This is a genomic window from Streptomyces sp. 7N604, from assembly GCF_052245475.1.
Classification (GTDB): Bacteria; Actinomycetota; Actinomycetes; order Streptomycetales; family Streptomycetaceae; genus Streptomyces.
On record NZ_JBQQBX010000034.1, the window covers coordinates 70,272 to 95,170 of the forward strand.

20 protein-coding genes and 1 pseudogene are annotated in these 24,899 nt (G+C 71.6%); 15 read left to right on the top strand and 6 right to left on the bottom strand.

Annotated elements, in window-relative coordinates:
* Positions 1–3: 3 nt before the first annotated feature.
* The 11 genes from nuoE to ACTWP8_RS31215 all read left to right on the top strand — a co-directional run bounded on the left by nuoE (position 4) and on the right by ACTWP8_RS31215 (position 14,157).
* Complete coding sequence (nuoE, locus tag ACTWP8_RS31165; protein WP_443325448.1) at positions 4–834, top strand: NADH-quinone oxidoreductase subunit NuoE; 831 nt, start codon at positions 4–6, stop codon at positions 832–834.
* Positions 834–2,225, top strand: coding sequence for an NADH-quinone oxidoreductase subunit NuoF (gene nuoF / locus ACTWP8_RS31170; protein WP_443325430.1), 1,392 nt, complete (start codon positions 834–836; stop codon positions 2,223–2,225). Before nuoE ends, nuoF begins: the two co-directional genes overlap by 1 nt.
* 2 nt (positions 2,226–2,227) lie before the next feature.
* Complete coding sequence (locus ACTWP8_RS31175) at positions 2,228–4,783, top strand: NADH-quinone oxidoreductase subunit G (protein ID WP_443325431.1); 2,556 nt, start codon at positions 2,228–2,230, stop codon at positions 4,781–4,783.
* Positions 4,780–6,162 carry an NADH-quinone oxidoreductase subunit NuoH gene (gene nuoH / locus ACTWP8_RS31180; RefSeq protein ID WP_443325432.1) on the top strand — a complete coding sequence of 461 codons (1,383 nt, stop codon included), beginning with the start codon at positions 4,780–4,782 and terminating at the stop codon, positions 6,160–6,162. Before ACTWP8_RS31175 ends, nuoH begins: the two co-directional genes overlap by 4 nt.
* Positions 6,155–6,733, top strand: a complete 579-nt coding sequence (nuoI, locus tag ACTWP8_RS31185) for an NADH-quinone oxidoreductase subunit NuoI (protein ID WP_443325433.1) — start codon at positions 6,155–6,157, stop codon at positions 6,731–6,733. Before nuoH ends, nuoI begins: the two co-directional genes overlap by 8 nt.
* Positions 6,730–7,545 (top strand): NADH-quinone oxidoreductase subunit J, encoded by an 816-nt coding sequence (locus ACTWP8_RS31190; RefSeq protein WP_443325434.1) that lies wholly within the window; start codon positions 6,730–6,732, stop codon positions 7,543–7,545. The genes nuoI and ACTWP8_RS31190 overlap by 4 nt, the downstream gene beginning before the upstream one ends.
* A complete protein-coding gene (gene nuoK / locus ACTWP8_RS31195) occupies positions 7,542–7,841 on the top strand; it encodes an NADH-quinone oxidoreductase subunit NuoK (RefSeq protein WP_443319336.1) in 300 nt (99 codons plus the stop codon). The genes ACTWP8_RS31190 and nuoK overlap by 4 nt, the downstream gene beginning before the upstream one ends.
* Positions 7,842–7,854: 13 nt before the next feature.
* The gene (nuoL, locus tag ACTWP8_RS31200) at positions 7,855–9,774 is read left to right on the top strand and encodes an NADH-quinone oxidoreductase subunit L (protein ID WP_443325435.1); all 1,920 of its coding nucleotides are present in this window, start codon (positions 7,855–7,857) and stop codon (positions 9,772–9,774) included.
* A 1-nt stretch (position 9,775) separates the two neighbouring features.
* Positions 9,776–11,404 (top strand): NADH-quinone oxidoreductase subunit M, encoded by a 1,629-nt coding sequence (locus ACTWP8_RS31205; RefSeq protein WP_443325436.1) that lies wholly within the window; start codon positions 9,776–9,778, stop codon positions 11,402–11,404.
* 5 nt (positions 11,405–11,409) lie between these two features.
* Positions 11,410–13,062: an NADH-quinone oxidoreductase subunit NuoN gene (gene nuoN, locus ACTWP8_RS31210; protein WP_443325437.1), complete on the top strand. Its 1,653-nt coding sequence runs from the start codon at positions 11,410–11,412 to the stop codon at positions 13,060–13,062.
* Positions 13,063–13,341: 279 nt separating this feature from the next.
* Positions 13,342–14,157, top strand: coding sequence for a glycerophosphodiester phosphodiesterase (locus ACTWP8_RS31215; RefSeq protein ID WP_443325438.1), 816 nt, complete (start codon positions 13,342–13,344; stop codon positions 14,155–14,157).
* A 34-nt stretch (positions 14,158–14,191) separates the two neighbouring features.
* Here ACTWP8_RS31215 and ACTWP8_RS31220 read toward each other — a convergent pair whose 3' ends face one another.
* The 4 genes and pseudogenes from ACTWP8_RS31220 to fahA all read right to left on the bottom strand — a co-directional run bounded on the left by ACTWP8_RS31220 (position 14,192) and on the right by fahA (position 16,587).
* Positions 14,192–14,317 (bottom strand): hypothetical protein, encoded by a 126-nt coding sequence (locus ACTWP8_RS31220; protein WP_443325449.1) that lies wholly within the window; start codon positions 14,315–14,317, stop codon positions 14,192–14,194.
* Entirely contained in the window at positions 14,268–14,648 is a 381-nt protein-coding gene (locus ACTWP8_RS31225; RefSeq protein WP_443325450.1) for a HEAT repeat domain-containing protein, read from the bottom strand. Before ACTWP8_RS31225 ends, ACTWP8_RS31220 begins: the two co-directional genes overlap by 50 nt.
* Positions 14,649–15,027: 379 nt before the next feature.
* A pseudogene (locus tag ACTWP8_RS31230) lies at positions 15,028–15,120 on the bottom strand (GntR family transcriptional regulator); the annotation flags it as partial.
* Between the two features lie 243 nt (positions 15,121–15,363).
* Positions 15,364–16,587, bottom strand: coding sequence for a fumarylacetoacetase (gene fahA / locus ACTWP8_RS31235; RefSeq protein WP_443325439.1), 1,224 nt, complete (start codon positions 16,585–16,587; stop codon positions 15,364–15,366).
* Positions 16,588–17,029: 442 nt separating this feature from the next.
* On the opposite strand from fahA, the gene ACTWP8_RS31240 reads away from it, so the two are divergent.
* From ACTWP8_RS31240 to ACTWP8_RS31255, 4 genes are all read left to right on the top strand, one after another.
* Positions 17,030–18,049 (top strand): polyprenyl synthetase family protein, encoded by a 1,020-nt coding sequence (locus tag ACTWP8_RS31240; protein ID WP_443325440.1) that lies wholly within the window; start codon positions 17,030–17,032, stop codon positions 18,047–18,049.
* Positions 18,050–18,480: 431 nt separating this feature from the next.
* Positions 18,481–19,794, top strand: coding sequence for a LolA family protein (locus ACTWP8_RS31245; protein WP_443325441.1), 1,314 nt, complete (start codon positions 18,481–18,483; stop codon positions 19,792–19,794).
* 368 nt (positions 19,795–20,162) lie between these two features.
* Positions 20,163–21,374 carry an ATP-binding cassette domain-containing protein gene (locus ACTWP8_RS31250; protein ID WP_443325442.1) on the top strand — a complete coding sequence of 404 codons (1,212 nt, stop codon included), beginning with the start codon at positions 20,163–20,165 and terminating at the stop codon, positions 21,372–21,374.
* Positions 21,361–22,335: an ABC transporter permease gene (locus ACTWP8_RS31255; RefSeq protein ID WP_443325443.1), complete on the top strand. Its 975-nt coding sequence runs from the start codon at positions 21,361–21,363 to the stop codon at positions 22,333–22,335. The genes ACTWP8_RS31250 and ACTWP8_RS31255 overlap by 14 nt, the downstream gene beginning before the upstream one ends.
* Before the next feature lie 69 nt (positions 22,336–22,404).
* On the opposite strand, the gene ACTWP8_RS31260 is transcribed toward ACTWP8_RS31255, so the two are convergent.
* Positions 22,405–23,463: a M28 family metallopeptidase gene (locus ACTWP8_RS31260; RefSeq protein ID WP_443325444.1), complete on the bottom strand. Its 1,059-nt coding sequence runs from the start codon at positions 23,461–23,463 to the stop codon at positions 22,405–22,407.
* A gap of 262 nt (positions 23,464–23,725) precedes the next feature.
* The gene (gene rarD, locus ACTWP8_RS31265; protein ID WP_443325451.1) at positions 23,726–24,658 is read right to left on the bottom strand and encodes an EamA family transporter RarD; all 933 of its coding nucleotides are present in this window, start codon (positions 24,656–24,658) and stop codon (positions 23,726–23,728) included.
* Positions 24,659–24,899: the final 241 nt, after the last annotated feature.

Here is a 24,899-nt window from a genome sequence, read left to right on the forward strand (position 1 = left end):
GGGATGCCGCAGCTCCCCGCCCCCGACTACCCGGCCGACGTACGGGCCCGGCTGGAGGCCGACGCGCGCGAGCTGATCGCCCGCTACCCCGACAGCCGCTCCGCGCTGCTGCCGCTGCTGCACCTCGTGCAGTCGGAGGAGGGCTACGTCTCCCGCACCGGCATCCGGTTCTGCGCCGAGATGCTCGGCCTCACCACCGCCGAGGTCACCGCTGTCTCCACCTTCTACACGATGTACCGGCGCAAGCCGTCCGGCGACTACCAGGTCGGAGTCTGCACCAACACGCTGTGCGCGGTGATGGGCGGCGACGCCATCTTCGACGAGCTGAAGCGGCACCTGGGCGTCGGCAACGGCGAGACCACCGAGGACGGCAAGGTCACGCTCGAGCACGTCGAGTGCAACGCGGCCTGCGACTTCGCACCCGTCGTGATGGTCAACTGGGAGTTCTTCGACAACCAGACCCCCGAGTCCGCCAAGCAGTTGGTGGACGATCTGCGGGCGGGCCGGGACGTCGAGCCGACCCGCGGCGCGCCCCTGTGCACGTACAAGCAGACCGCCCGGATCCTCGCCGGCTTCCCGGACGAGCGGCCCGGCGCGGTCGAGGCGACCGGCGGAGCCGGGCCCGCCTCCCTCGCCGGACTGCGGCTCGCCAAGGGCGAGGCAGGCCCGGGCCGCGTCGTCTCCCCGCGCTCCTCCCATTCGGTTCCCTCAGGAGGGACCCCCGCGGACGAGCCGCCCGCGACGCACCCCAGCTCGCACGACGCACCACAGAAGACCTCCGCCTCCGACCCGCAGCACCCCGCCGGTCCGGTGACCGAGGAGGGCGAGGAGTGATGACCGTGTCAACGGAACATGGCGGCCCCTCCCGGCCGGGGGCCGGGGGAGAGACCAGCCCCGAGAAGCTGCTCGTGCCCGTGCTCTCCGCGTTCTGGGACCAGCCCGACTCCTGGACCCTGGACACCTACCGGCGCCACGACGGCTACAAGGGCCTGCGCAAGGCCCTGGGGATGGCGCCGGACGACGTCATCGCCCTGGTCAAGGACTCCGGTCTGCGCGGCCGCGGCGGCGCGGGCTTCCCCACCGGCATGAAGTGGCAGTTCATCCCGCAGGGCGACGGCAAGCCGCACTACCTCGTCGTCAACGCAGACGAGTCCGAACCCGGAACCTGCAAGGACATCCCCCTCCTCTTCGCCAACCCGCACGCGCTCATCGAGGGCATGGTGATCGCCTGCCATGCCATCCGCTCCAACCACGCCTTCATCTACCTGCGCGGCGAGGTCGTGCCCGTGCTGCGCCGGCTGCACCACGCGGTCGCCGAGGCGTACGAGGCGGGTTACCTCGGCAAGGACATCATGGGCAGCGGCTTCGACCTCGAGCTCACCGTGCACGCGGGCGCGGGCGCGTACATCTGCGGCGAGGAGACCGCACTGCTCGACTCGCTCGAGGGCCGGCGCGGCCAGCCCCGGCTGCGTCCCCCCTTCCCGGCTGTCGCGGGCCTCTACGCCTGCCCCACTGTCGTGAACAACGTCGAGTCCATCGCCTCGGTTCCCGCGATCCTGAACCGCGGCAACGACTGGTTCCGCTCCATGGGCAGCGAGAAGTCCCCGGGCTTCACGCTCTACTCGCTCTCGGGACACGTCGCGGGCCCCGGCCAGTACGAGGCCCCGCTGGGCGTCACGCTCCGCCAGCTCCTCGACATGAGCGGGGGCATGCGCCCAGGACACCGGCTGAAGTTCTGGACCCCCGGCGGCTCCTCAACCCCGCTGCTCACCGACGAGCACCTGGACGTACCGCTCGACTACGAGGGCGTGGGCGCGGCCGGTTCGATGCTCGGCACCAAGGCGCTGCAGTGCTTCGACGAGACCACCTGCGTCGTCCGGGCCGTCACCCGCTGGACCGAGTTCTACGCCCACGAGTCCTGCGGCAAGTGCACGCCCTGCCGCGAAGGCACGTACTGGCTGGTGCAGCTGCTGCGCGACATCGAGGCGGGCAAGGGCCGCATGGAGGACCTCGACAAGCTGAACGACATCGCCGACAACATCAACGGCAAGTCCTTCTGCGCGCTGGGAGACGGCGCCGCCTCGCCCATCTTCTCCTCGCTCAAGTACTTCCGCGCGGAGTACGAGCAGCACATCACGGGCCGCGGCTGCCCCTTCGACCCGGCCAAGTCGACGCTCTGGGCCGACGACCACAAGACCGCCACCACCAAGGGGGTGCATGCGTAACCATGACCATGCTGCAACCATCAAGCGGCTCCGCCGGCGTGGCCAACGCCCCCACCGGAGGCGGGGAAGCGGCGGTGCCGCCGGAGGACCTGGTGTCCGTCACCATCGACGGCATCGAGCTCTCCGTCCCCAAGGGGACCCTCGTGATCCGGGCGGCCGAGCTGCTCGGGATCGAGATCCCGCGCTTCTGCGACCACCCGCTCCTCGACCCGGTCGGCGCCTGCCGCCAGTGCATCGTCGAGGTCGAGGGCCAGCGCAAGCCCATGGCGTCCTGCACGATCACTTGTACGGACGGGATGGTGGTGCGGACTCAGCTCACCTCGCCCGTGGCCGAGAAGGCCCAGCGCGGAGTGATGGAGCTGCTACTGATCAACCACCCGCTCGACTGCCCGGTCTGCGACAAGGGCGGCGAGTGCCCGCTGCAGAACCAGGCCATGAGCGCGGGCCAGGCCGACACCCGCTTCGAGGGCAGGAAGCGGACGTACGAGAAGCCCATCCCGCTGTCCGCGCAGGTGCTGCTGGACCGCGAGCGCTGCGTGCTGTGCGCCCGCTGCACCCGGTTCCAGGACCAGATCGCGGGCGACCCGATGATCGAGCTGCTGGAGCGGGGCGCGCTGGAGCAGGTCGGCATCGGTGAGGGCGAGCCCTTCGAGTCGTACTTCTCCGGCAACACCATCCAGATCTGCCCGGTGGGCGCCCTCACCTCCAAGGCCTACCGGTTCCGCTCCCGCCCCTTCGACCTCGTCTCCTCGCCGAGCGTCTGCGAGCACTGCTCGAGCGGCTGCGCGACCCGTACGGACCACCGGCGCGGCAAGGTCATGCGACGCCTCGCCGCCGACGACCCCGAGGTCAACGAGGAGTGGATCTGCGACAAGGGCCGCTTCGGCTTCCGCTACGCGCAGCTGCCCGACCGGCTGACCGCGCCGCTCGTCCGGAGCGCGGAGTCCGGTGAACTGGAGCCCGCGAGCTGGCCGGAGGCCCTGGATGCCGCGGCCAGGGGGCTTGCGGCAGCCAAGGGCCGTACGGGCGTGCTGACCGGCGGACGCCTCACGGTCGAGGACGCGTACGCGTACGCCAAGTTCGCCCGGGTCGCGCTCGACACCAACGACATCGACTTCCGGGCCCGCGTCCACAGCGCAGAGGAGGCCGACTTCCTCGCCGCGCACATCGCGGGCCGGGGCCGGGACCTGGACGGCAGCGGGCTCACGTACACGGCCTTGGAGAAGGCCCCGGCGGTGCTGCTCGCCGGGCTGGAGTCGGAGGAGGAGGCGCCCGGCGTCTTCCTGCGGCTGCGCAAGGCGTGGCGCAAGCACGGCCGGCACACCTTCGCCATCGCCACCCACGCCACCCGCGGCCTGACGAAGGCAGGCGGAACCCTGCTCCCCGCCGCGCCCGGCACCGAGACCGAGTGGCTCGACGCAATCGCTGGCCGGGCCGGGCTGGACGAGGACGGCGAGAAGGCGGCGGAGGCGCTGCGCGCCGAGGGCGCGGTGATCGTCGTCGGTGAGCGGCTGGCAGGCGTACCGGGTGCCCTGACCGCCGCCGTACGGGCCGCCACCGCGACCGGCGCCACGCTCGCGTGGATCCCGCGCCGGGCGGGCGAGCGCGGCGCGATCGAGGCGGGCGCGCTCCCCGGGCTGCTGCCCGGCGGCCGCCCGGCCACGGATCCACGCGCGCGTGAGGAGACAGCCGCCGCCTGGGGCGTGGCGGGACTGCCGCACCGGCACGGCCGCGACACCGGCCAGATCGTCGAGGCCGCGGCCACCGGCGAGCTGTCCGCACTGCTCGTCGCGGGCGTCGAGGTCGCCGACCTGCCCGACCCGGACCGCGCGCTCCAGGCCCTGGACGCGGCGGACTTCGTGGTCAGCCTGGAGCAGCGGCCCAGCGAGGTCACCGAGCGGGCGGACGTCGTTCTGCCGGTCGCCGCCGTCGCCGAGAAGGACGGCACGTTCCTCAACTGGGAGGGCCGCGCGAGGCCGTTCGAGGCCGCGCTCAAGCCGGACCTGATGGTCCAGCGGCACCGGATGCCGGACGCGCGCGTGCTGAACATGCTCGCCGATGCCATGGCCGACGGCGCAGGCGCTCATGGACAGGGCCACCTGGGGCTGCCGGACGTACAGGCGGTACGGCGGGAGATGGAGCGGCTCGGCGCCTGGGACGGGCCGTACGCCGCAGGGCCCGCGGAGCACCCGCGGCCGCTGTCCCGCCCCGAAGCGGGCGAGGCGGTCCTCGCCGGTCACCGGCTCCTGCTCGACCAGGGCCGGCTGCAGGCCGGTGACGACGCGCTGGCCGCGACCCGGCACGCCGCAGTCGCCCGGCTCTCGGCGTCCACGGCCGAGGAGGCGGGGGTCGCGGACGGCGCGGTCGTACGGGTCTCCGGCCCGGCCGGGTCCGTACAACTGCCGCTCCAGGTCACACCGATGCCCGACCGGGTGGTGTGGCTCCCGCTGAACTCCGTCGGCGGCGGGGTGCAGCGCGATCTGGGCGTGCTCCCCGGCCGGCTGGTGAAGATCGCCGCGGCCCCGACGGAGCCCGCCCCGACGGAGGTGGACGCATGATCCAGGACATCCAGCCGGTCCAGCAGCTGGCCGCGGAGGACCTGTCGATGTTCGGCACCGACCCGTGGTGGCTCGTCGTCATCAAGGCCGTCTTCTGCTTCGCCTTCCTGATGGTGACCGTGCTCTTCTCGATCGTCTGGGAGCGCAAGGTCGTCGCCTGGATGCAGCTGCGCATCGGCCCCAACCGGCACGGCCCCTGGGGCATGCTCCAGTCCCTCGCGGACGGCATCAAGCTGATGCTGAAGGAGGACCTGGTCGTCAAGCGCGCCGACAAGGCGGTCTACGTGCTGGCGCCGATCGTCGCCGCGATCCCCGCCTTCATGGCCATCGCGGTGATCCCCTTCGGCCCGCCGGGCAACGAGATCTCGATCTTCGGCCAGCTCACCGCGATGCAGCTCACCGACCTGCCGATCGCGGTCCTCTACATCCTCGCGGTCGCCTCCGTCGGCTTCTATGGCATCGTGCTCGCGGGCTGGTCGTCCGGCTCGACGTACCCGCTGCTCGGCGGCCTGCGCTCGGCCGCGCAGCTGATCTCGTACGAGATCGCGATGGGCCTGTCGTTTGCGGCCGTGTTCCTCTACTCCGGGTCGATGTCCACCTCGACGATCGTCGCCGAACAGCACGACCGATGGTTCGCGATCCTGCTCCCGGTCTCCTTCCTGATCTACATCGTGTCGATGATCGGTGAGACGAACCGGCTGCCGTTCGACATGCCGGAATCCGAGGGCGATCTCGTCGGCGGCTTCAACACCGAGTACTCGTCGATCAAGTTCGCGATGTTCATGCTCGCCGAGTACGTCAACATGGTCACCGTCTCGGCGGTCGCGATCACCCTCTTCCTCGGCGGCTGGATGGCCCCCTACCCGATCAGCGCCTTCTGGGAGGGCGCGAACCACGGGTGGTGGCCGATGCTCTGGTTCACCATCAAGGTGCAGCTGCTGCTGTTCTTCTTCATCTGGCTGCGCGGCTCGCTCCCGCGGGTCCGCTACGACCAGCTGATGAAGCTCGGCTGGAAGGTCCTCATCCCGGTCTCGATGGTCTGGGTCATGCTCGTCGCGACCGTGCGGGCACTGCGCAACGAGAACGTCGACTACCAGCAGATCGTGCTGTACGTGGGCGGCGGGGTCGTCGCGCTCCTGCTGCTCTCCTTCGTCTACGACATCTTCCGCGAGCGCGGCGAGAAGGCGGGAGAGGCCGCCGGGGCGGAGGGCGGCCCGCCGCCCGCGTTCGACCCGATGGCCGGCGGCTTCCCGGTGCCGCCGCTGCCCGGACAGACCCTGCCGCCCGTGCCACGCCGACGGCCGCGCCACGAACGCGAGTTGATTGTCAGTGGTGGCTCCGATACTGAAAGTGACGGAAAGGAGGCTGACGGTGCCTGACTTCCAGAATCCCGTCGCCGGCTTCGGCGTGACCTTCAAGGCCATGTTCAAGCGGCGGCTGACCGAGCAGTACCCGGAGGAGAAGAAGCCCACCGCGCCGCGCTTCCACGGCCGGCACCAGCTCAACCGGCATCCGGACGGGCTCGAGAAGTGCATCGGCTGCGAGCTGTGCGCCTGGGCCTGCCCGGCCGACGCGATCTACGTGGAGGGCGCGGACAACACCGACGAGGAGCGCTACTCGCCGGGCGAGCGGTACGGCAGCGTCTACCAGATCAACTATCTGCGCTGCATCCTGTGCGGCCTGTGCGTCGAGGCCTGCCCCACCCGGGCGCTGACCATGACGAACGATTACGAACTCGCCGACAGGACCCGTGAGTCGCTCATCTACACCAAGGAGGAGCTGCTCGCGGGCCTGGAGGAGAGCATGGTCGACACCCCGCACGCGATCTACCCGGGGATGACCGAGCAGGACTACTACCGGGGTCTGGTCACCGAGGCCGCGCCCGGTACGGAGCGCCAGGTCGCGGTCTCCAAGGGCGAGCGGCCCGAGGACCAGGGGGTGGATGCGTGAACGTCGCCGCTTACACCACCTCCACCGGCGAGGCCTTCCAGTTCTGGGTCCTCGCCGTGGTCGCCGTCCTCGGCGCGCTCGGCACGGTCCTGATGAAGAAGGCCGTGCACAGCGCCCTGTGCCTGGCCGGGACCATGATCGTGCTGGCGGTGTTCTACCTCGCCAACGGCGCGTACTTCCTGGGCGTCGTCCAGATCGTGGTCTACACCGGCGCGGTCATGATGCTGTTCCTCTTCGTCGTCATGCTGGTCGGCGTCACCGCGTCCGACTCGCTCAAGGAGACCATCAAGGGCCAGCGGTGGGCGGCCGCGGCCTGCGGGCTCGGCTTCGGCGTCCTGCTGATGGCCGGGATCGGCAACGCGTCGATCCGGACCTTCAACGGTCTCGGCCAGGCGAACTCCGGCGGCAACGTCGAGGGCCTGGCGTCCCTGATCTTCACCAAGTACGTGTTCGCCTTCGAGATCACCGGCGCGCTGCTGATCACGGCGGCCGTCGGCGCGATGGTGCTCACCCACCGCGAGCGCACCGAGCGCGCCGCGACCCAGCGGGAGCAGGCCGAGGCCCGGGTCCGTACGGGCAAGCAGGTCCCGCCGCTGCCCGCGCCCGGTGTCTACGCCCGGCACAACGCCGTGGACATCCCCGGGCTGCTGCCCGACGGCACGCCGTCCGAGCTCACCGTCAGCGACACGCTGCGCGCCCGGGGCCAGATCCGCGACGTGTCGGGCCAGGCGCTCGCCGACCTCGCCGCGCTGGAGCAGCGCGCCGAGCAGCGTCTCGGCCGGATCGAGCGAGCCGAGGAGGCAGGCAAGTGAACCCGGTCAACTACCTCTACCTCTCCGCCCTGCTGTTCAGCATCGGCGCGGCCGGGGTGCTGATCCGGCGGAACGCGATCGTCGTGTTCATGTGCGTCGAGCTGATGCTGAACGCCTGCAACCTAGCCTTCGTCACCTTCTCGCGGATGCACGGCAATCTCGACGGCCAGATCATCGCGTTCTTCACGATGGTCGTCGCCGCGGCCGAGGTCGTGGTCGGCCTGGCGATCATCGTGACGATCTTCCGTTCCCGCCACTCGTCCTCGGTCGACGACGCCAGCCTGATGAAGCTGTAAGGGGTCGCAAACAGTGGAGAACCTCATCGGACTGCTCATCGCGGCCCCGCTGCTTGGCGCGGCCGTACTGCTGTGCGGCGGCCGGCGGCTCGACCGTACGGGCCACTGGATCGCCTGCGGCCTCGCGTCGCTGTCCTTCGTCTTCGGCGCGGTGCTCTTCTTCCACATGCTGGCGCTGGGCGGCGAGGAACGCACCCTGCGGGAGCACCTGTTCAGCTGGATCCCGGTCGGCGGCTTCCAGGCGGACGTGGCCTTCCAGCTCGACCAGCTGTCGATGACCTTCGTGCTGCTGATCACCGGAGTGGGCTCGCTGATCCACTTCTACTCGATCGGCTACATGGAGCACGACGAGCGCCGCCGCCGCTTCTTCGGCTACCTCAACCTCTTCCTGGCGGCGATGCTGCTGCTGGTCCTCGCGGACAACTACCTGCTGCTGTACGTCGGGTGGGAGGGCGTCGGCCTGGCCTCGTACCTGCTCATCGGCTTCTGGCAGCACAAGCCGAGCGCGGCGACGGCGGCGAAGAAAGCGTTCATCGTCAACCGCGTCGGCGACATGGGCCTGTCCATCGCCATCATGATCATGTTCGTGACCTTCGGGACCTTCGCCTTCGAGCCGGTGCTGGCCTCCGTCGGCGCTGCGACATCAGGCGCTGGCGCGCCGGTCGGCGAGGGCACGCTCACCGCGATCGGGCTGATGATACTGCTCGGCGCGTGCGGCAAGTCGGCCCAAGTGCCGCTGCAGTCCTGGCTCGGTGACGCGATGGAGGGCCCGACCCCGGTCTCGGCCCTGATCCACGCGGCGACGATGGTGACCGCGGGCGTCTACCTGATCACCCGGTCCGGGGCGATCTTCAACGCGGCGCCGGACGCGCAGGTCGCGGTGGTGGCCGTCGGCGCGGTCACGCTCCTCTTCGGTGCGATCGTCGGCTGCGCGAAGGACGACATCAAGAAGGCGCTCGCCGCTTCGACGATGTCCCAGATCGGCTACATGATGCTGGCCGCGGGCCTCGGCCCGATCGGCTACGCCTTCGCGATCATGCACCTGATCACCCACGGCTTCTTCAAGGCCGGGCTCTTCCTCGGCGCGGGCTCGGTCATGCACGGCATGAACGACGAGGTCGACATGCGGAAGTACGGCGGCCTGCGGTCGTACATGCCGATCACCTTCGTCACCTTCGGGCTCGGCTATCTGGCGATCATCGGCTTCCCGGGTCTGTCCGGCTTCTTCTCCAAGGACAAGATCATCGAGGCGGCCTTCGCCAAGGGCGGTACGGAAGGGTGGATCCTGGGGGGCGCGGCTCTGCTGGGCGCGGCCATCACCGCGTACTACATGACCCGGGTCATGCTGCTGACCTTCTTCGGCGAAAAGCGCTGGCAGCCCGACGAGCAGGGCAACGAGCCGCACCCCCACGAGTCGCCGAGGTCGATGACCATCCCCATGATCGTCCTCGCTGTCGGATCCGTCTTCGCGGGCGGCCTGTTCAGCATCAACGAGGCGTTCGTGAAGTGGCTGGAGCCGGTCACCAGCTTCGATCACGGCCACTCCCCGGTGAGCGCCGCCACCGTCACCACCGCGACGGTCGTCGTCCTGCTCGTCGGCGTGGCGCTGGCCTGGGCGCAGTACGGGCGCAGGCCGGTTCCCGTCACCGCGCCGCGCGGGTCGCTGCTCACCCGGGCAGCCCGCCGCGACCTGCTGCAGGACGACTTCAACCACGTGGTGCTGCTCAAGCCCGGCGAGTATCTGACCCGCGGTCTGGTCTATCTCGACCACAGCGTCGTCGACGGGGTGGTCAACGGTACGGCGGCCTCGGTCGGCGGTCTGTCGGGCCGGATGCGCAAGGTGCAGAACGGCTTCGCCCGCTCCTACGCGGTGTCGATGTTCGGCGGTGCGGCGGTCCTGATCGCCGCGACCCTGCTGATGAGGGCGGTCTGAGATGTCATTTCCTCTGCTGACGGTCACGGCCGCGGTGCCCGCGCTGGGCGCGATCGCGACCGCCGCCGTGCCCGCCGCGAAGCGCGGCACCGCCAAGTGGCTGGCGCTGGGCTTCTCGCTCGCCACGCTCGTCCTGGCGGCGGTCGTGCTCGTACGGTTCGAGCCGGGCGGTGCGGGCTACCAGCTCACCGAATCCCACGCCTGGATCGAGGACTTCGGGGTGCGGTACGAGCTGGGCGTGGACGGCATCGCGGTCGCGCTGATCGCGCTCACCGCCGTCCTCATCCCCTTCATCATCCTGGCGGGCTGGCACGACGCCGACCCCCTCGCTGAGTCCGATAGCGGCTCCGCCGCGGGCAAGTCGTCGCGCTGGCGGCCCACCCAGGGCTTCTTCGCGCTGATCCTGATGGTCGAGGCGATGGTGATCCTCTCCTTCGAGGCCACCGACGTCTTCCTCTTCTACATCTTCTTCGAAGCCATGCTGATCCCGATGTACTTCCTCATCGGGGGCTTCGGGGACCGGGCGGGCGCGCACGGCGAGGACGAGGCGAGCAAGCAGCGCAGTTACGCGGCCGTGAAGTTCCTGCTCTACAACCTGGCCGGCGGCCTGATCATGCTGGCCGCCGTCATCGGGCTGTTCGCCGTCACCGCCGACGACCTCGGGCAGGGCACCTTCTCCCTCCAGGAGATCGTCCAGGCGCGGGCGGACGGCGACCTCTCCATGGCGACGGTCACCGAACGGGCCCTGTTCCTGGGCTTCTTCTTCGCCTTCGCCGTCAAGGCCCCGCTCTGGCCGCTGCACACCTGGCTGCCGAACGCGATGGGGGAGTCGACCGCGCCCGTCGCCGTCCTGATCACGGCGGTCGTCGACAAGGTCGGCACCTTCGCGATGCTCCGCTTCTGCCTCCAGCTCTTCCCGGAGGCGTCGAAGTGGGCGACGCCCGCGATCCTCGTGCTCGCGCTGGTGAGCATTGTCTACGGCGCGCTGGTGGCGATCGGCCAGCGGGACATCAAGCGGCTGATCGCGTACGCCTCGATCTCCCACTTCGGCTTCATCATCCTGGGCATCTTCGCGATGACCAGCCAGGGCCAGGGTGGCGCGACGCTCTACATGGTCAACCACGGGATCTCCACCGCGGCGCTGATGCTGGTCGCCGGCTTCCTGATCTCGCGCCGCGGCTCGCGCCTGATCGCCGACTACGGCGGCGTGCAGAAGGTGGCGCCGATTCTCGCGGGCACCTTCCTGATCGGCGGTCTGGCCACCCTCTCGCTGCCCGGGCTCGCGCCCTTCATCAGCGAATTCCTGGTCCTGGTCGGCACGTTCAGCCGTTATCCGGCGCTCGGCGTCATCGCGACCTTCGGCATCGTGCTGGCCGCGCTCTACGTGCTGGTGCTCTATCAGCGCACGATGACCGGGCCGGTCAAGGCGGCGGTCCGGCAGATGCCCGACCTCAAGGTCCGCGAGCTGGTGGTCGTCGCCCCGCTGATCGCCCTGCTGATCTTCCTGGGCGTCTACCCGAAGCCGGTCGCGGACATCGTGAACCCGGCGGTCGACCACACGCTGTCGGTCGTGGACGAGCGTGATCCCAAGCCCGATGTTCCGGTACGAGACCTGGAGGCCGCGAAGTGATCGCCGTGGCAGACGCAAGCGTTGTCCACAGCCTGTGGACGACAGCGGCCCAGGCCCCCGACAAGATCCCGGGCCCGAAGATCGAGTACGGGCAGCTGGCCCCGACGCTGATCGTGCTGGGCGCCGCAGTCCTCGCCATTCTCGTCGAGGCCTTCCTGCCGCGCCGCAGCCGCTACCATGCGCAGCTGCTGCTGTCGCTGGTCGGCCTCGCCGCCGCCTTCGCGGCGGTCATCGGGCTGGCCGCCGGCGGCTACGCGGGCAGCAAGTCGCGGATCGCCGCGATGGGCGCCGTCGCGGTCGACGGCCCTGCGCTCTTCCTCCAGGGCACGATCCTGCTGGTCTCGCTGGTCGCCGTCTTCACCTTCGCCGAGCGGCGGCTCGACCCGCAGGCGCACGGCAAGCGCGTCGACTCCTTCGCCGCGCAGGCGGGCGCCGTGCCGGGCGGACCGGCTGAACAGGCCGCGGTCAAGGCGGGGTTCACCACGACCGAGGTCTTCCCGATCCTGCTCTTCGCGGTCGGCGGCCTGCTGATCTTCCCTGCGGCCAACGACCTGCTGACCCTCTTCGTCGCCCTCGAGGTCTTCTCCCTCCCGCTGTACGTGCTGTGCGCGCTGGCCCGCCGCCAGCGGCTGCTCTCGCAGGAGTCGGCCGTCAAGTACTTCCTGCTCGGCGCCTTCTCGTCCGCCTTCCTGCTGTTCGGCATCGCGCTGCTGTACGGCTACGCGGGCACGGTCACGTACGCCGGTATCGCCGACGTCGTGGACGGCACCGTACGGGACATCACCCCGGCCCTGGCCGGGACCATGGGCAATGACGCGCTGCTGCTGATCGGCGGCGCGATGGTGCTGATGGGTCTGCTCTTCAAGGTCGGCGCGGTGCCGTTCCACATGTGGACGCCGGACGTCTACCAGGGCGCTCCCACCCCGGTCACCGGCTTCATGGCGGCGGCCACCAAGGTCGCGGCCTTCGGCGCGCTGCTGCGGCTGCTGTACGTGGTGCTGCCGGGCATGCGCTGGGACTGGCGGCCGGTCATGTGGGGCGTCGCGATCATCACCATGCTGGTCGGCGCGATCGTGGCCATCACCCAGACCGATGTGAAGCGACTGCTGGCGTACTCCTCGATCGCGCACGCGGGCTTCATCCTCGCCGGTGTCATCGCGGCCACCCCCGACGGCGTTTCGTCGGTGCTCTTCTACCTGGCCGCCTACTCGTTCGTGACCCTCGGCGCCTTCGCCGTCGTCACGCTGGTGCGCGACGCGGGCGGCGAGGCCACGCACCTGTCCAAGTGGGCGGGCCTGGGGCGGCGCTCGCCGCTGGTCGCCGCGGTCTTCGCGATCTTCCTGTTGGCCTTCGCGGGCATCCCGCTGACCTCGGGCTTCTCCGGCAAGTTCGCCGTCTTCAAGGCAGCGGCGGAGGGCGGCGCGGGCGCGTTGGTGATCGTGGGTGTGATCTCGTCGGCGATCGCCGCGTTCTTCTACATCCGGGTGATCGTGCTGATGTTCTTCAGCGAGCCGAAGCCGGAGGGCCCGACGGTGGCCGTGCCGAGCCCGCTGACGATCACGGCGATCGGCATCGGCGTCGCGGTCACGATCGCGCTCGGCGTCGCGCCGCAGTACTTCCTGGACCTGGCAGGTCAGGCAGGGGTTTTCGTGAGATAGCGGTGCGCCTCTCGTAGGGTGCCCGGACGCCGGCGGTGCCCCGGAGCCGGACCGGCTCCGGGGGCACCGCCGTCGTACGGCTCCAACGCGGCCGCTGACGCATGCGGTTCACCTCGCGGTGCCCCGCGGTGACGGCGATGGTGCGCGATCCGGCGCGGCGTGAGTGCGGCGGGGTGTCATGGCGGCGAGGTGTCATTACGGCGAGGTGTCATTAAGGACATTTCTCCGCACTACGGGTCGTTGGCTGTCCGTTTACCGCCGGATGTCAAGGTTCCTTGCGTGAGCTTTCCACAGACCCAGCGCCAGTACGGCGCCCCGGCTGTCCCCACCGGCCGGGTCACTCAGGTCGTCGCCCACCGCGGCGCCTCCCACGATCACCCCGAGCACACGCTCGCCGCGTACGAGCAGGCCATCGAGGACGGCGCCGACGCGCTGGAGTGCGATGTGCGGCTGACCCGGGACGCGCGTCTGGTGTGCGTCCACGACCGCCGGGTGGACCGTACGTCCGATGGGCGCGGAGCCGTCTCCGCGATGACCCTCGACGAGCTGGACCGGCTCGACTTCGGCTCCTGGAAGGGCGGCGGCGCCGAGCCCGCGCGGGTGCTCGCCTTCGACGAGCTGCTGGCCCTGGCGACCTCGGCGCCCCGGCCGGTCGGGCTCGCCGTCGAGACCAAGCACCCCACGCGGTGGGCGGGCCGGGTCGAGCACGAACTCGTCCGGCAGCTCCGGCTGTTCGGACTCCACCGGCCCAAGCCGGGCGAACCCCCGCGCGTGCGGCTGATGAGCTTCTCGCGGCTCGCCCTGCGCAGACTGGGAGCCCTCGCGCCCGAGCTGCCCCGCGTGCTGCTGTCGGAGCGCTCGCCGCTGCCCGGCCTGGCCACGGCCCTCCCGCCCGGCGTCCGCATCGCGGGCCCCGGCATCGACCTCGTACGCGCCCGCCCCGACCTGGTGCCCCGGCTGCGGGCAGCGGGACATCAGGTGCATGTGTGGACGGTGGACGAGCCGGAGGACGTGGAGCTGTGCCTTGCCCTCGGCGTCGAGTCACTGATCACCAACCGCCCCCGGCAGGTCCTGGAGCAGATCGGCGAGCGCTGACGGGGCGCGGCCTCCTTACGGCGCGCCCCACTCGTCACGCCCCCCGGGACGCGTAGGCCCGTACGTCCGCATCGGGGTCGGTGGCTGCCGTGGCCAGGGCGGCGCGGGCGTCATCGTGGCCGGTGTGGCGGAGGAGGGCGAGGACGGCCGCCTTTCGGATGTCGGCGTTGACGTCGGCGAGGGTCTTGGCCAGGGCGGGGATCGCGATACCGGGTGGTGCGGCGGACAGGGCGGTGGCGGCGCCCGCCCGGACCTGCCAGGCAGGTCGGCCAGCGCTTCGAGCGCGGTGGCGCCGTACGGGTCGGGCAGCCGGTGGCGGCGAGGGCCTCGAGGGCGGCGGCGCGGACGAGGGGGTCCTGGTCCCTGACCAGGGTGTGCAGGTGGTGCGGCCGGGCGGCGGTGCTGCCGAGGCCCTTGGCCGCGGCCACGCGGACCTCGCGGGAGGTGTCGGCGGCGGCCCCGGCGAGGGCGTCGATCGCGTCCACCGACACCAGTGCGCGGACGGTTTCGATCCGTACCTCGATGTCGGGGTCGGTGGCGTGCGCGCGAAGAGGTCGGCGCTGCCGAGGCGCAGGGCGCGCAGCACGTCCAGGGCCGCGGCCCGGACCCGCGGGTCCGCCACGCCGAGGGCGGCGACCAGCGGTTCGCGCAGTTCGGGCTCCGGCGGCAGGACCTCGACCAGCTCGGGCAGCGACGCGGCCGCGGCCGCGCGGACGGCGGCGACGTCCGCGAGGGTGGCCGCGAGAGCCGGGCCCGTGCCGGGCGGCGCGGTCTCGGTCAGCGTGGCGACGGCCGCCGCACGCACCGCCGGGTCGGCGTCCGCCAAGTACGGCCGCAGATCCGGGAGTTCGGGCTCATCCTCGGCGAGGCCATCAGCCGATCCAGGCCGTGCGGGTACTTCTCGGCGACGACGACCGTCCCGACACCGGGGCAGCGCTCGACGAGCTGCTCGGCGCGGAGCAGGCGGCGGTGTCTACGACCTGGGGTTTTCGCCTCCCGCGGCGCAAGATCTGCCACCGGCCCGAGCCCAGCCCCGGCGCTCCGCGCCGGGCCCACTTCCCACCCACCCTTCCCCTCTGCGATGGGCGCCCGGTTCTCCTGTGTGGGCGAGCACCGGCTCGGCACCGCCGAGAGCTCTCGCCGTTGCGGCGGGAAACTATCGCCGCCGCTTCGGCGAGTAGCCACACGCCTCAGGCGCGGGGGCCGTCAGCCTGTCGCGGGGAGGATTCGGCCCGTGACCTCGCCGAGGCCGGTGGGGGCGCCGCCGGGGCCCGGGGCCCAGGCCGTGAGGGTCACCTCGTCGCCGTCCTCCAGGAACGTCCGCTTGCCGTCCGGCAGCTCCACCGGATCCCGCCCCGCCCACGTGAGCTCCAGCAGGCAGCCGCGCTCCTCGGCGCGCGGCCCGCTCACCGTGCCGGAGGCGAAAAGGTCGCCCGTGCGCAGCGAGGCGCCGTTCACCGTCATATGGGCCAGCTGCTGGGCCGCCGTCCAGTACATCGTGGAAAAGGGCGGCTCCGAGACCGGGTACCCGTTGATCGAGACCGTGATCCGGATGTCGAGACCGCCGGGCTCCAGGCCGGATTCGTCCAGGTACGGGAGCAGCTCGTGGTCGCGGGCCGGCGGCGCCGTACGGGCCGTGTCCAGCGCCTCGAGCGGGGTCACCCACGCCGACACCGACGTGGCGAAGGACTTCCCGAGGAACGGTCCCAGCGGCACGTACTCCCAGGCCTGGATATCCCGCGCCGACCAGTCGTTGAGCAGGCAGACCCCGAAGACGTGGTCGCGGAACGCGGACTGCGGAACCGGCTCGCCGAGCGCCGACGGCGTGCCGACGACGAAGCCGACCTCCGCTTCGATGTCGAGGCGCTGCGAGGGCCCGAAGACGGGCGCGGGGTCGGCGGGCGCCTTGCGCTGCCCGCTGGGCCGTACGACCGGGGTGCCGGAGACGACGACCGTGCCCGCCCGGCCGTGGTAGCCGATGGGCAGGTGCTTCCAGTTGGGGGTGAGCGGCTCGCCGTCGGGCCGGAAGATCCGGCCGACGTTGGTGGCGTGGTGCTCGCTGGCGTAGAAGTCGACATAGTCCGCGACCTCGAAGGGGAGGTGCAGGGTGACGTCGGTGAGCGGGTGCAGGAAGGGCTCGATCGCCGGGTAGCCGAGCCAGGTGCGGATGTCGGCTCGTACGGACTGCCAGATGGGACGGCCCGCGGCCATCAGGGCGTTGAGGGTGGGGTGGGCGAGCAGGTCGGAGTGCGGGGAGCCCAGCGCGGTCGCCGCCGTATGGACGTCCAGCACGTGGTCGCCGTAGCGCACGCCGATGCGGCGGTTGCCGGGCTCGTCCGCCGTGCTGAAGACGCCGTACGGGAGGTTGTGCAGGCCGAAGGCGTCGCCTTCGGGGAGATCGAGCGGGCTCCGCTTGCGCTGCTCGGGCATGGATCGCTGCCTCGCCTTCCTGTCCGCCGTGGGGCCGGGCCCACAGGTTAAGGCCTGGTGGGCGCGCCTCGGGCCGATAGGCAAGGAATCACCAATGCACGGTAAATGCCGGGAAAAGCAGCGCTGGAAGGGGAAATTGCGAAGCAGCGGCCGGTTCGTCCGGTGGCGGTGCGGGACCGCCGGGCCGCCCCGGGCACTGGGCCGGATGGCCGAGCCGGGAAACGGGTGGTTCCGCTGGAGCACCTGTTCGTACCGGGGCTCGCGGCGGATCTTCCAGCCTCCCGCTCGGCTTCCGGTCGCCTCCCGGCCGGTTCCCCGTCCGCCGCCCCTCGGCTGGACGGGCGGCCGCCCGCTGTGATCCACAGGCGACCGGATACGCTGCCAGTGGTGACAGCGACACATCGACATTCCGCGTAGTCGTCCGCAGACAGGAGATCCCCTCGTGATCGTCGTCGGGCCATTTGGGCTGAGCGTGCGGGACCAGGCTCTGGAAGCCGATGTCCAGGCCGCGTTGGCGGCTGTCGAAGAGGGCCTGCTGGAGGCCACCAAGAGCGATGTGCCGTTCATCACGGAGGCGGCGCAGCACCTCGTCAAGGCCGGGGGCAAGCGGTTCCGCCCGCTGCTGGTGATGCTGGCGGCGCAGTTCGGCGACCCGCATGCGCCGGGGGTCGTGCCGTCCGCCGTCGTCGTCGAGCTGACGCACCTCGCGACGCTCTACCACGACGACGTGATGGACGAGGCGGACGTGCGGCGCGGAGTGCCCAGCGCCAATGCGAACTGGGACAATTCGGTCGCGGTGCTCACCGGCGACTTCCTCTTCGCCCGCGCCTCGCACATCCTGGCCGACCTCGGCCCCGAGGCCGTCCGCATCCAGGCCGAGGCGTTCGAGCGGCTGGTCACCGGCCAGATCCTGGAGACCGCGGGTCCGCGCGACGGCCGCGACCCCGTCAGCCACTACCTCGATGTCATCGCGGGCAAGACGGGCTCGCTCATCGCCGTATCGGGGCGCTTCGGCACGATGATGTCCGGCGCCGACGAGAGCGTCGTGGACATCCTGACCCAGTACGGCGAGCGGCTCGGCGTCGCCTTCCAGCTCGCGGACGACGTACTGGACATCGCGAGCGACAGCCACGAGTCGGGCAAGACGCCCGGCACGGATCTGCGCGAGGGTGTCCCGACCCTGCCCGTGCTGCACCTGCGGGCCCGGGTGGCGGCTGGCGGCGAGGCCGCGGAGCCCGCGGACCTGGAGCTGTGCGAGCTGCTCGACGGCGACCTCACGGACGACGCGCTCCACGCCGAGGCGCTGCGCAGGCTGCGGGTCCACCCGGCGCTCGAGCAGGCCCGCCGCGACACCGTCCGCTACGCGGAGGAGGCGCGCGCGACGCTGGCGCCGCTGCCCGCGTGCCCGGCGAAGGCCGCGCTCGAGGCGCTCTGCGACGCGGTGGTGCACCGCGCAGGCTGACGCCCCCTCAGGCCGCTGCTCTGCCGCGGCACCTGGTTCCCGCATCTCCTGTTGACCTGCCTGCATTTGCCTGCACCTGCCTGCACGGCGCAGCCGCCATCGGACGCAGCGCCCCTGGACCCCGGGGTCTGGGGTGGATCCCCAGTCTCGGGATGGGGGACCTCCCAGCGGTAGCTGGGGGAGGGCGGGACAGGGGAACGATGCGCCGCATACCTAGGGGGGCGCTGCACCTCCTGCGGTATCCCCTCCTCCCGGCGGATGGGGCGTCTCATCCCGTAGGCGTACGCGGAGTTGATCCCGTCGGCTGACGCCTGCGGCGTGGCCGGTTTGGTGGGATTAGTAGCACAAGCGCGGCGGACTAGGGTGACAATATGCGCGACGGTGCCCCTGCTCGATGCGATCAACCGCCGCCGACCACGGAGGTAGGGCAGATGCCAGGAAAGCGACCGACGCCGGTCACCGACGAATGGGACCCCGACGACGACGCCGCGGTGACACCGAGTCGCAGGGCGGTCCGGTACGTCGTCCCGGTCGCGGTGGCGGGAGTGGCGGCGGCGACGATCGGACTCGTCCCCGCGTTCGCCGGCTCCGGTGACCCCGACCTGCCCAAGATCTCGGCCGAGGAGCTCGTCGCGAAGGCGGCCGCGTCCGACGCGGAGCAGCTGTCGGGCACTGTCAAGGTCGAGACGGACCTCGGCCTCCCGTCGCTGCCGGGTGCCGAATCGGGCGGCGGCGCGGGCGGCTTCCTCGGGGGCGGCGGAGAGCGGGGCGGCAAGGGCGGCGGGGGCGAGGCCGCCGATCCCCAGGCAAAGCTGATGGGCATGCTGTCCGGCTCGCACACGCTGCGGGTGGCCGCGGACGGGCCTGAGAAGCAGCGCGTCTCGATCATCGACGACGCGGCCGAGTACAGCCTGATCCACAACGGCGACGAGGTGTGGGCGTACGACTCCGCCACCAACTCCGCGTACCACGCGACCGCTCCGGAGGGCGCGGACGGCAGGAATGGCGACCGCGACGGCGGCGTGGGCCGGCCGGAGGCAGGCGGCTCGCTGGAGGAGGCCACACCGCAGGAGTTCGCGAAGCAGGCGCTGAAGGCCGTGGACGATACGACGTCCGTGACGGTCGACGGCACGGCGCGGGTCGCCGGGCGCGATGCGTACCAGCTGCTGATCAAGCCGAAGCAGTCGGAGTCCACGGTCGGGTCGATCCGTATCGCGGTGGATGCCGAGAACGGTGTGCCGCTGAAGTTCACGCTCTCGCCGAAGTCCGGCGGGAAGCCGGTGGTCGACGCGGGCTTCACCTCGGTCGACTTCGCCAAGCCGGATGCGAAGACCTTCGAGTTCACGCCGCCGAAGGGCGCCGACGTCACCGAGCAGAAGGACTCCGCTCACAGCCGCAGGAACGGGCGGGACGTGGCCGTCCCGGTCGACCCGTCGGCCCGGGGCCTGGACAAGCTGTCCGGGCTCGGCGGCCTCGGCGAGGGCTGGGCGACCGTCGTCCGGATCAAGGGCGCGGAGGGGGCGCGCGGCGCGGGCAGCCCGGGCGCGCCGTCCGGCAAGGACGAGATGCCGGCCGAGGCGCGGTCGTTCATGGACAGCCTCGGCGAGAAGGTCACCGGCAAGTTCGGCTCAGGCACGGTCTACAGCACTCGCCTGATCAACGCCCTGATGACCGACGACGGCGCGGTCTACGTCGGCGCCGTCGACAAGTCGGCCCTGGTAAAGGCCGCCAACCAGGCCAAGTAGCCCCCCGGGCTGCCGATGCCCCACTGTGCGCTGCGCGGTGGGGCATCGGCGGCTGAGGGCGGCAGCGGACAGCCGGCGTCTCGCTGCCCAACTCGCGGCATGTTCAGCGGATATGCCTGGACCTCCGCCGCGTCTCAGGCGGCCGCTGCCGTGTTACCGACGTCAGTGGCCCGCTCGAAGCCCGGAGAACGATGCGGGTGCGAAGCCGCGTTGTGCGCGGCCGCACGCCCGTGGTCCTCGGGCCGGGAATTCGGCCGTCGTCCGGAGGCGTGGCGGCCGGGCGCTTCGGGAAGGGCCTGGGGGCAAGATGGGGCCGGACGGCCGCCTTGGCCGTCCGTCCGGAAGTGCGCTCGACAACGGGGAGAGCGATGGAGCGATCGTCGACCGAAGAGGCCGAGCCAGGAGGGTCCGCGCGGCAGGGGCGCGCGGCGCGGGGCGCGTTCGGCGCGGGCGAGCCCGGGCCGTCGACGGCGGGGTCCGAGGGGCCTTCACCGCGGGCCGGGGCTGAGCCGGTCGCGCGCGGTCCGGGCGCGGTTTTGCCGTCGGCTCCGCCCGCCGTACCCGGCGCCCGGCGGGCGGCCTCGGACGCGGCGCCCGCCGCGGACGACGAGGCTGTCATCGTGGCGCGCGGGCTCACCAAGCGGTTCCGGGGCGGGCAGCTCGCCGTCAATGCGCTCGATCTCGCCGTGCCGCGCGGCAGCGTCTTCGGTTTCCTGGGGCCCAACGGCTCCGGCAAGACCACGACCATCCGCATGCTCATGGGCCTGATGGCCCCCACCTCCGGCAGCGTCCGCGTCCTCGGCCGCCCCATGCCGCGCGCCGCGCGCGACGTGTTGCCCCACGTCGGGGCGCTCATCGAGGGCCCGGCCCTCTACGGCTTCCTCTCCGGCCGTGCCAACCTCGTCCGCTACGACTCCGCCGACCCGACCGCCGACCCCCGTACCCGCTCCGCCCGCGTCGCGGCAGCCCTCGAACGGGTCGGCCTCGCCGCCGCCGGGCCCAAGAAGGCCCGGGCGTACTCGCTGGGCATGAAGCAGCGTCTCGGCCTGGCCGCGGCCCTGCTCCATCCGCGCCGGCTGCTCGTACTCGACGAGCCGACCAACGGCCTCGACCCGCAGGGCATGCGGGAGATCCGGGCCCTGGTGCGCGAGCTGGCCGCCGACGGCACGACCGTCTTCCTCTCCTCTCACCTGCTGGACGAGATCGAGCAGGTGTGCACGCACGCGGCGGTGATGGCACAGGGCCGACTCATCGCGCAGGGTCCGGTCGCCGAGCTGTCCGCGGGTGCGCGCGGCAGGGTGGCCGTCACGACGCCGGACGCGGCCGTCGCCGTACGGGTGCTCAAGGAGCACGGCGTGACGGACCTCGTCGTCACCGGCGACCGCGTGACGGGCGAACTTCCCGCCCTGTCCGCCCCCGCCGCCCCTGCCCCCTCCGCCGCCGAGGCCCCCGACCTCGCGGACCTCAACGCCGCGCTCGTACGGGCCGACGTGCGCGTCCGTGCCTTCGGCGCCGAACGGGCCTCGCTCGAGGACGCGTTCGTCGCCCTGACCGGGGAGGGCTTCGATGTCGCAGGCTGAGACGCGGGCAGGGGCAAGGACAGAGGCAAGGACAGAGGCAAGGACGGGGGCAAGGGCAGGGGCAGGAGCAGAGGCCGGGGCGGCGGCCGCGCGGGCCGAGGAAACCGGGGCCCGCCACCCGAGCCGTACGTGGGCTCTCGGCCTCTTCCGCAGTGAGCTGGGCACCACCTTCCGCCGCTGGCGGACGCTCGCGCTGCTCGCGGTCCTCGCGGCCGTGCCCGTACTCGTCGGCGTCGCGGTGAGGATCGAGACGAGCGACGGCGGCACGGCGGGCGGGGGCGACGGCGGTGGCCCGGCCTTCATCGCCCAGATCACCAACAACGGCCTCTTCCTGGTCTTCACCTCGCTCGCCGCGACCCTGCCCTTCTTCCTTCCGATGGCCGTCGGGGTGATCGCGGGCGACGCGATCGCGGGCGAGGCGAACGCCGGGACGCTGCGCTATCTCCTCGTCGCGCCCGCGGGCCGTACCCGTCTGCTGTGCGCCAAGTACGCGGCCACGCTTGTCTTCTGTCTCGTCGCGACCCTCGTCGTGGCCGCCTCGGCGCTGGCCGCCGGCGCGCTGCTCTTCCCGCTCGGGGACGTCACGCTGATCTCCGGTACGACGGTGACGTTCGCGGAGGGCCTGGTACGGGCCGTGGGGGTCGCGGCCGCGGTGGCCGCCTCGCTGACCGGGATCGCGGCGCTCGGCCTCTTCGTCTCCACCCTCACCAACAGCGGGATCGCGGCGATGGCGACGACCGTCGGGCTGCTGATCACCGTGCAGATCCTCGACACCATCCCTCAGTTGCACGCCGTCCACCCGTATCTCTTCCCGCACTACTGGCTGAGCTTCGCGGACATACTGCGCGACCCGGTCTACTGGGAGGAACTGGTACGGAACCTGGGCCTCCAGGGCCTGTACGCGGCGGTGTTCGGCTCCGCGGCCTGGGCGCGCTTCACCGCCCGCGACATCACGGCGTGAGCGGCGTGCGAAGGCCCCGCGGCGTCATGTCGCGGGGCCTTCGCCCAGGGCGCCGGGCCGGGGCGGCAGCTACTGCCCGCTGCCGGCGCCCGCCTTGTGTGCGGCAGCGGAGTTGCCGGCCCTCGAGGCACCGGACAGCGTCCAGATCGCGTGCGCGATGGCGTCGCTGTTGCGGTCGAGGGCCGTGTCGTCGATGTTCGACGAGGTGTCGCAGGAGGAGTGGTAGCAGCGGTCGAAGGCCTGCCCCGCCGTACCGCCCCACTTCTGGGCCTGGGCCGCGCTCTTCCTGCTGCTCGCGCCGGTGAAGAGTCCGCCGACCGCGATGCCCGCGTCCTTGAAGGACGCGTGGTCGGAGCGGCCGTCGCCCTCCGTCTCGATCTCCGTGGGGACGCCCTTGCCCTCGAACCAGTCCTTGAAGACCGACTCGAGCTGCGGGTCGTCGTCGTAGACGAAATAGCCCGGGTTCGGCGAGCCGATCATGTCGAAGTTGAGGTAGCCGGAGATCTTCGACCGCTCGGCGGACGGGAGGTTGTCGACGTAGTGCTCCGAGCCCACCAGGCCGAGCTCCTCCGCGCCCCACCAGCCGAACCGCAGGTGCTTGGCGGGTTTGAGGTTGGCGCGGGACACGGCGAGCGCGGTCTCCAGTACGCCGGCCGAGCCGGAGCCGTTGTCGTTGATCCCGGGGCCCTCGGTGACGGAGTCGAGGTGGGCTCCGGCGAAGACGACCTGGTCGGGATCGCCGCCCGGCCAGTCCGCGATGAGGTTGTAGCCGGTCCTGCCGCTGGACGTGAACTCCTGGACGGTGGTGGTGAATCCGGCGGCGTCCAGTTTGCCCTTCACGTAGTCGATGGAGGCCTTGTAGCCGGGACGGCCGTGGGCGCGGTTGCCGCTGTTGGCATCGGCGATCGACTGCAGCTCGGAGAGATGCGCCTTGACGCTGGCGACCGGGATGTCCGGCGCGGCGGCAGGGGGAGCGGGAGCGGGAGGGGCGGCGGTCGCGCCCGGGGCGGCGACGACGAGACCGGCGGCAGCCGCTGCCGCGACTGCCGCGACGGCGGTCCTGCGGATCCATGAACTTCGGGCGGGGCGCCGGACGGGGCGCGGTATGTGGGGGGTGGATGACGACACGGTGGGGGCTCCGGATTCCGTACGGGGTCAGGACGGAACGAACAGGGAAGCCCTGCGGCTTGGGCGACCGCAGGGCGCTGAACCTGACGAACGAACGTGACGCGTCAGTGTCATTGACGCGAACATGATGCTCCGGCGGACCTGACGTGACGTCAAGGGCAGAATTCGGACAGGGATGCCCGGATATCGGTTTCCGGGTATGCCGACCCGGTACGGCCCGTCCCCAGAGGCCTCGGCCCCGGCAAGGCCCCTGCGGTCCCGGCTACTCCGGCGGGGTCGCCACCGCGGCCGGGCGGCCGGGGCCGACCGCGGCGCCGGCCGGTGACGAAACGGCGGCGGCCTCGGCCGCCGCCCGCACAGCCGCCCGCCCGCGCCGGGCCGTCCGCAGCGCGTCCCACGTCAGCAGGGTGAGCGCGAGCCAGACCAGCGCGAACCCCGCCCACCGCTCGGGCGGCATCTCCTCGTGGAAGTAGGTGACGCCCAGCAGGAACTGGAACGCCGGGGCCAGGTACTGCAGCAGGCCGATCGTGCTGAGCGGGATACGGATGGCGGCCGCCCCGAAGCACACCAGCGGTACGGCGGTGACCAGGCCGCAGGAGGCCAGCAGCACGGCGTGCCCGGCGCCCTCGCCGCCGAAGGTCGAGTCGCCGCGCGAGCCCAGCAACAGCAGGAAGCCCAGGGCGGGCAGGAACTGTACGGCGGTCTCCGCCGCCAGGGACTCGATCCCGCCGAGCCCGATCTTCTTCTTCACCAGGCCGTACGTCGCGAAGGAGAAGGCGAGGACGAGCGCGATCCACGGGAGGCGCCCGTACCCGACGGTCAGGACGACGACGGCGGCCGCGCCGATCCCGACCGCGGCCCACTGGGCGGGGCGCATCCGCTCCTTCAGGAGCAGGACGCCGAAGAGGATGGTGACCAGCGGGTTGATGAAGTAACCGAGCGAAGCCTCGACGACCTGCCCCGAGTTGACGCTCCAGATGTAGAAGCCCCAGTTGAGGGAGATGACGACGGCCGCGACCGCGACCAGCGCGAGCCGCTTCGGCTGCCGCCGCAGCTCGCGTATCCACGCCCAGCGCCGCATGAGGAGCAGGATCAGCCCGACGAAGGCCAGCGACCACACCATGCGGTGGGCGAGGATCTCGACCGCCGAGGCGGGCTTGAGCAGCGGCCAGTACAGCGGTACGAGCCCCCACATGCCGTAGGCGGCGAAGCCGTAGATGAGACCGGTGCGCTGCTCGTTCTTCGTCTGCGGCGACTGCGACTGCGACTGCGACGACGCCTGCGCCTGCGGCTGCGGTTGGGGCTGCGACTGGGACTGCGGCTGCGGCTGCGGTGTCAAGGGGCACTCCCGGGTGCGGCGCGGGACAACGCCCTTGACGGTAGCTGCGCGCGGGCCCGCTGTCATGCCCGTATTGCGATACGGGCATGACAGCGGG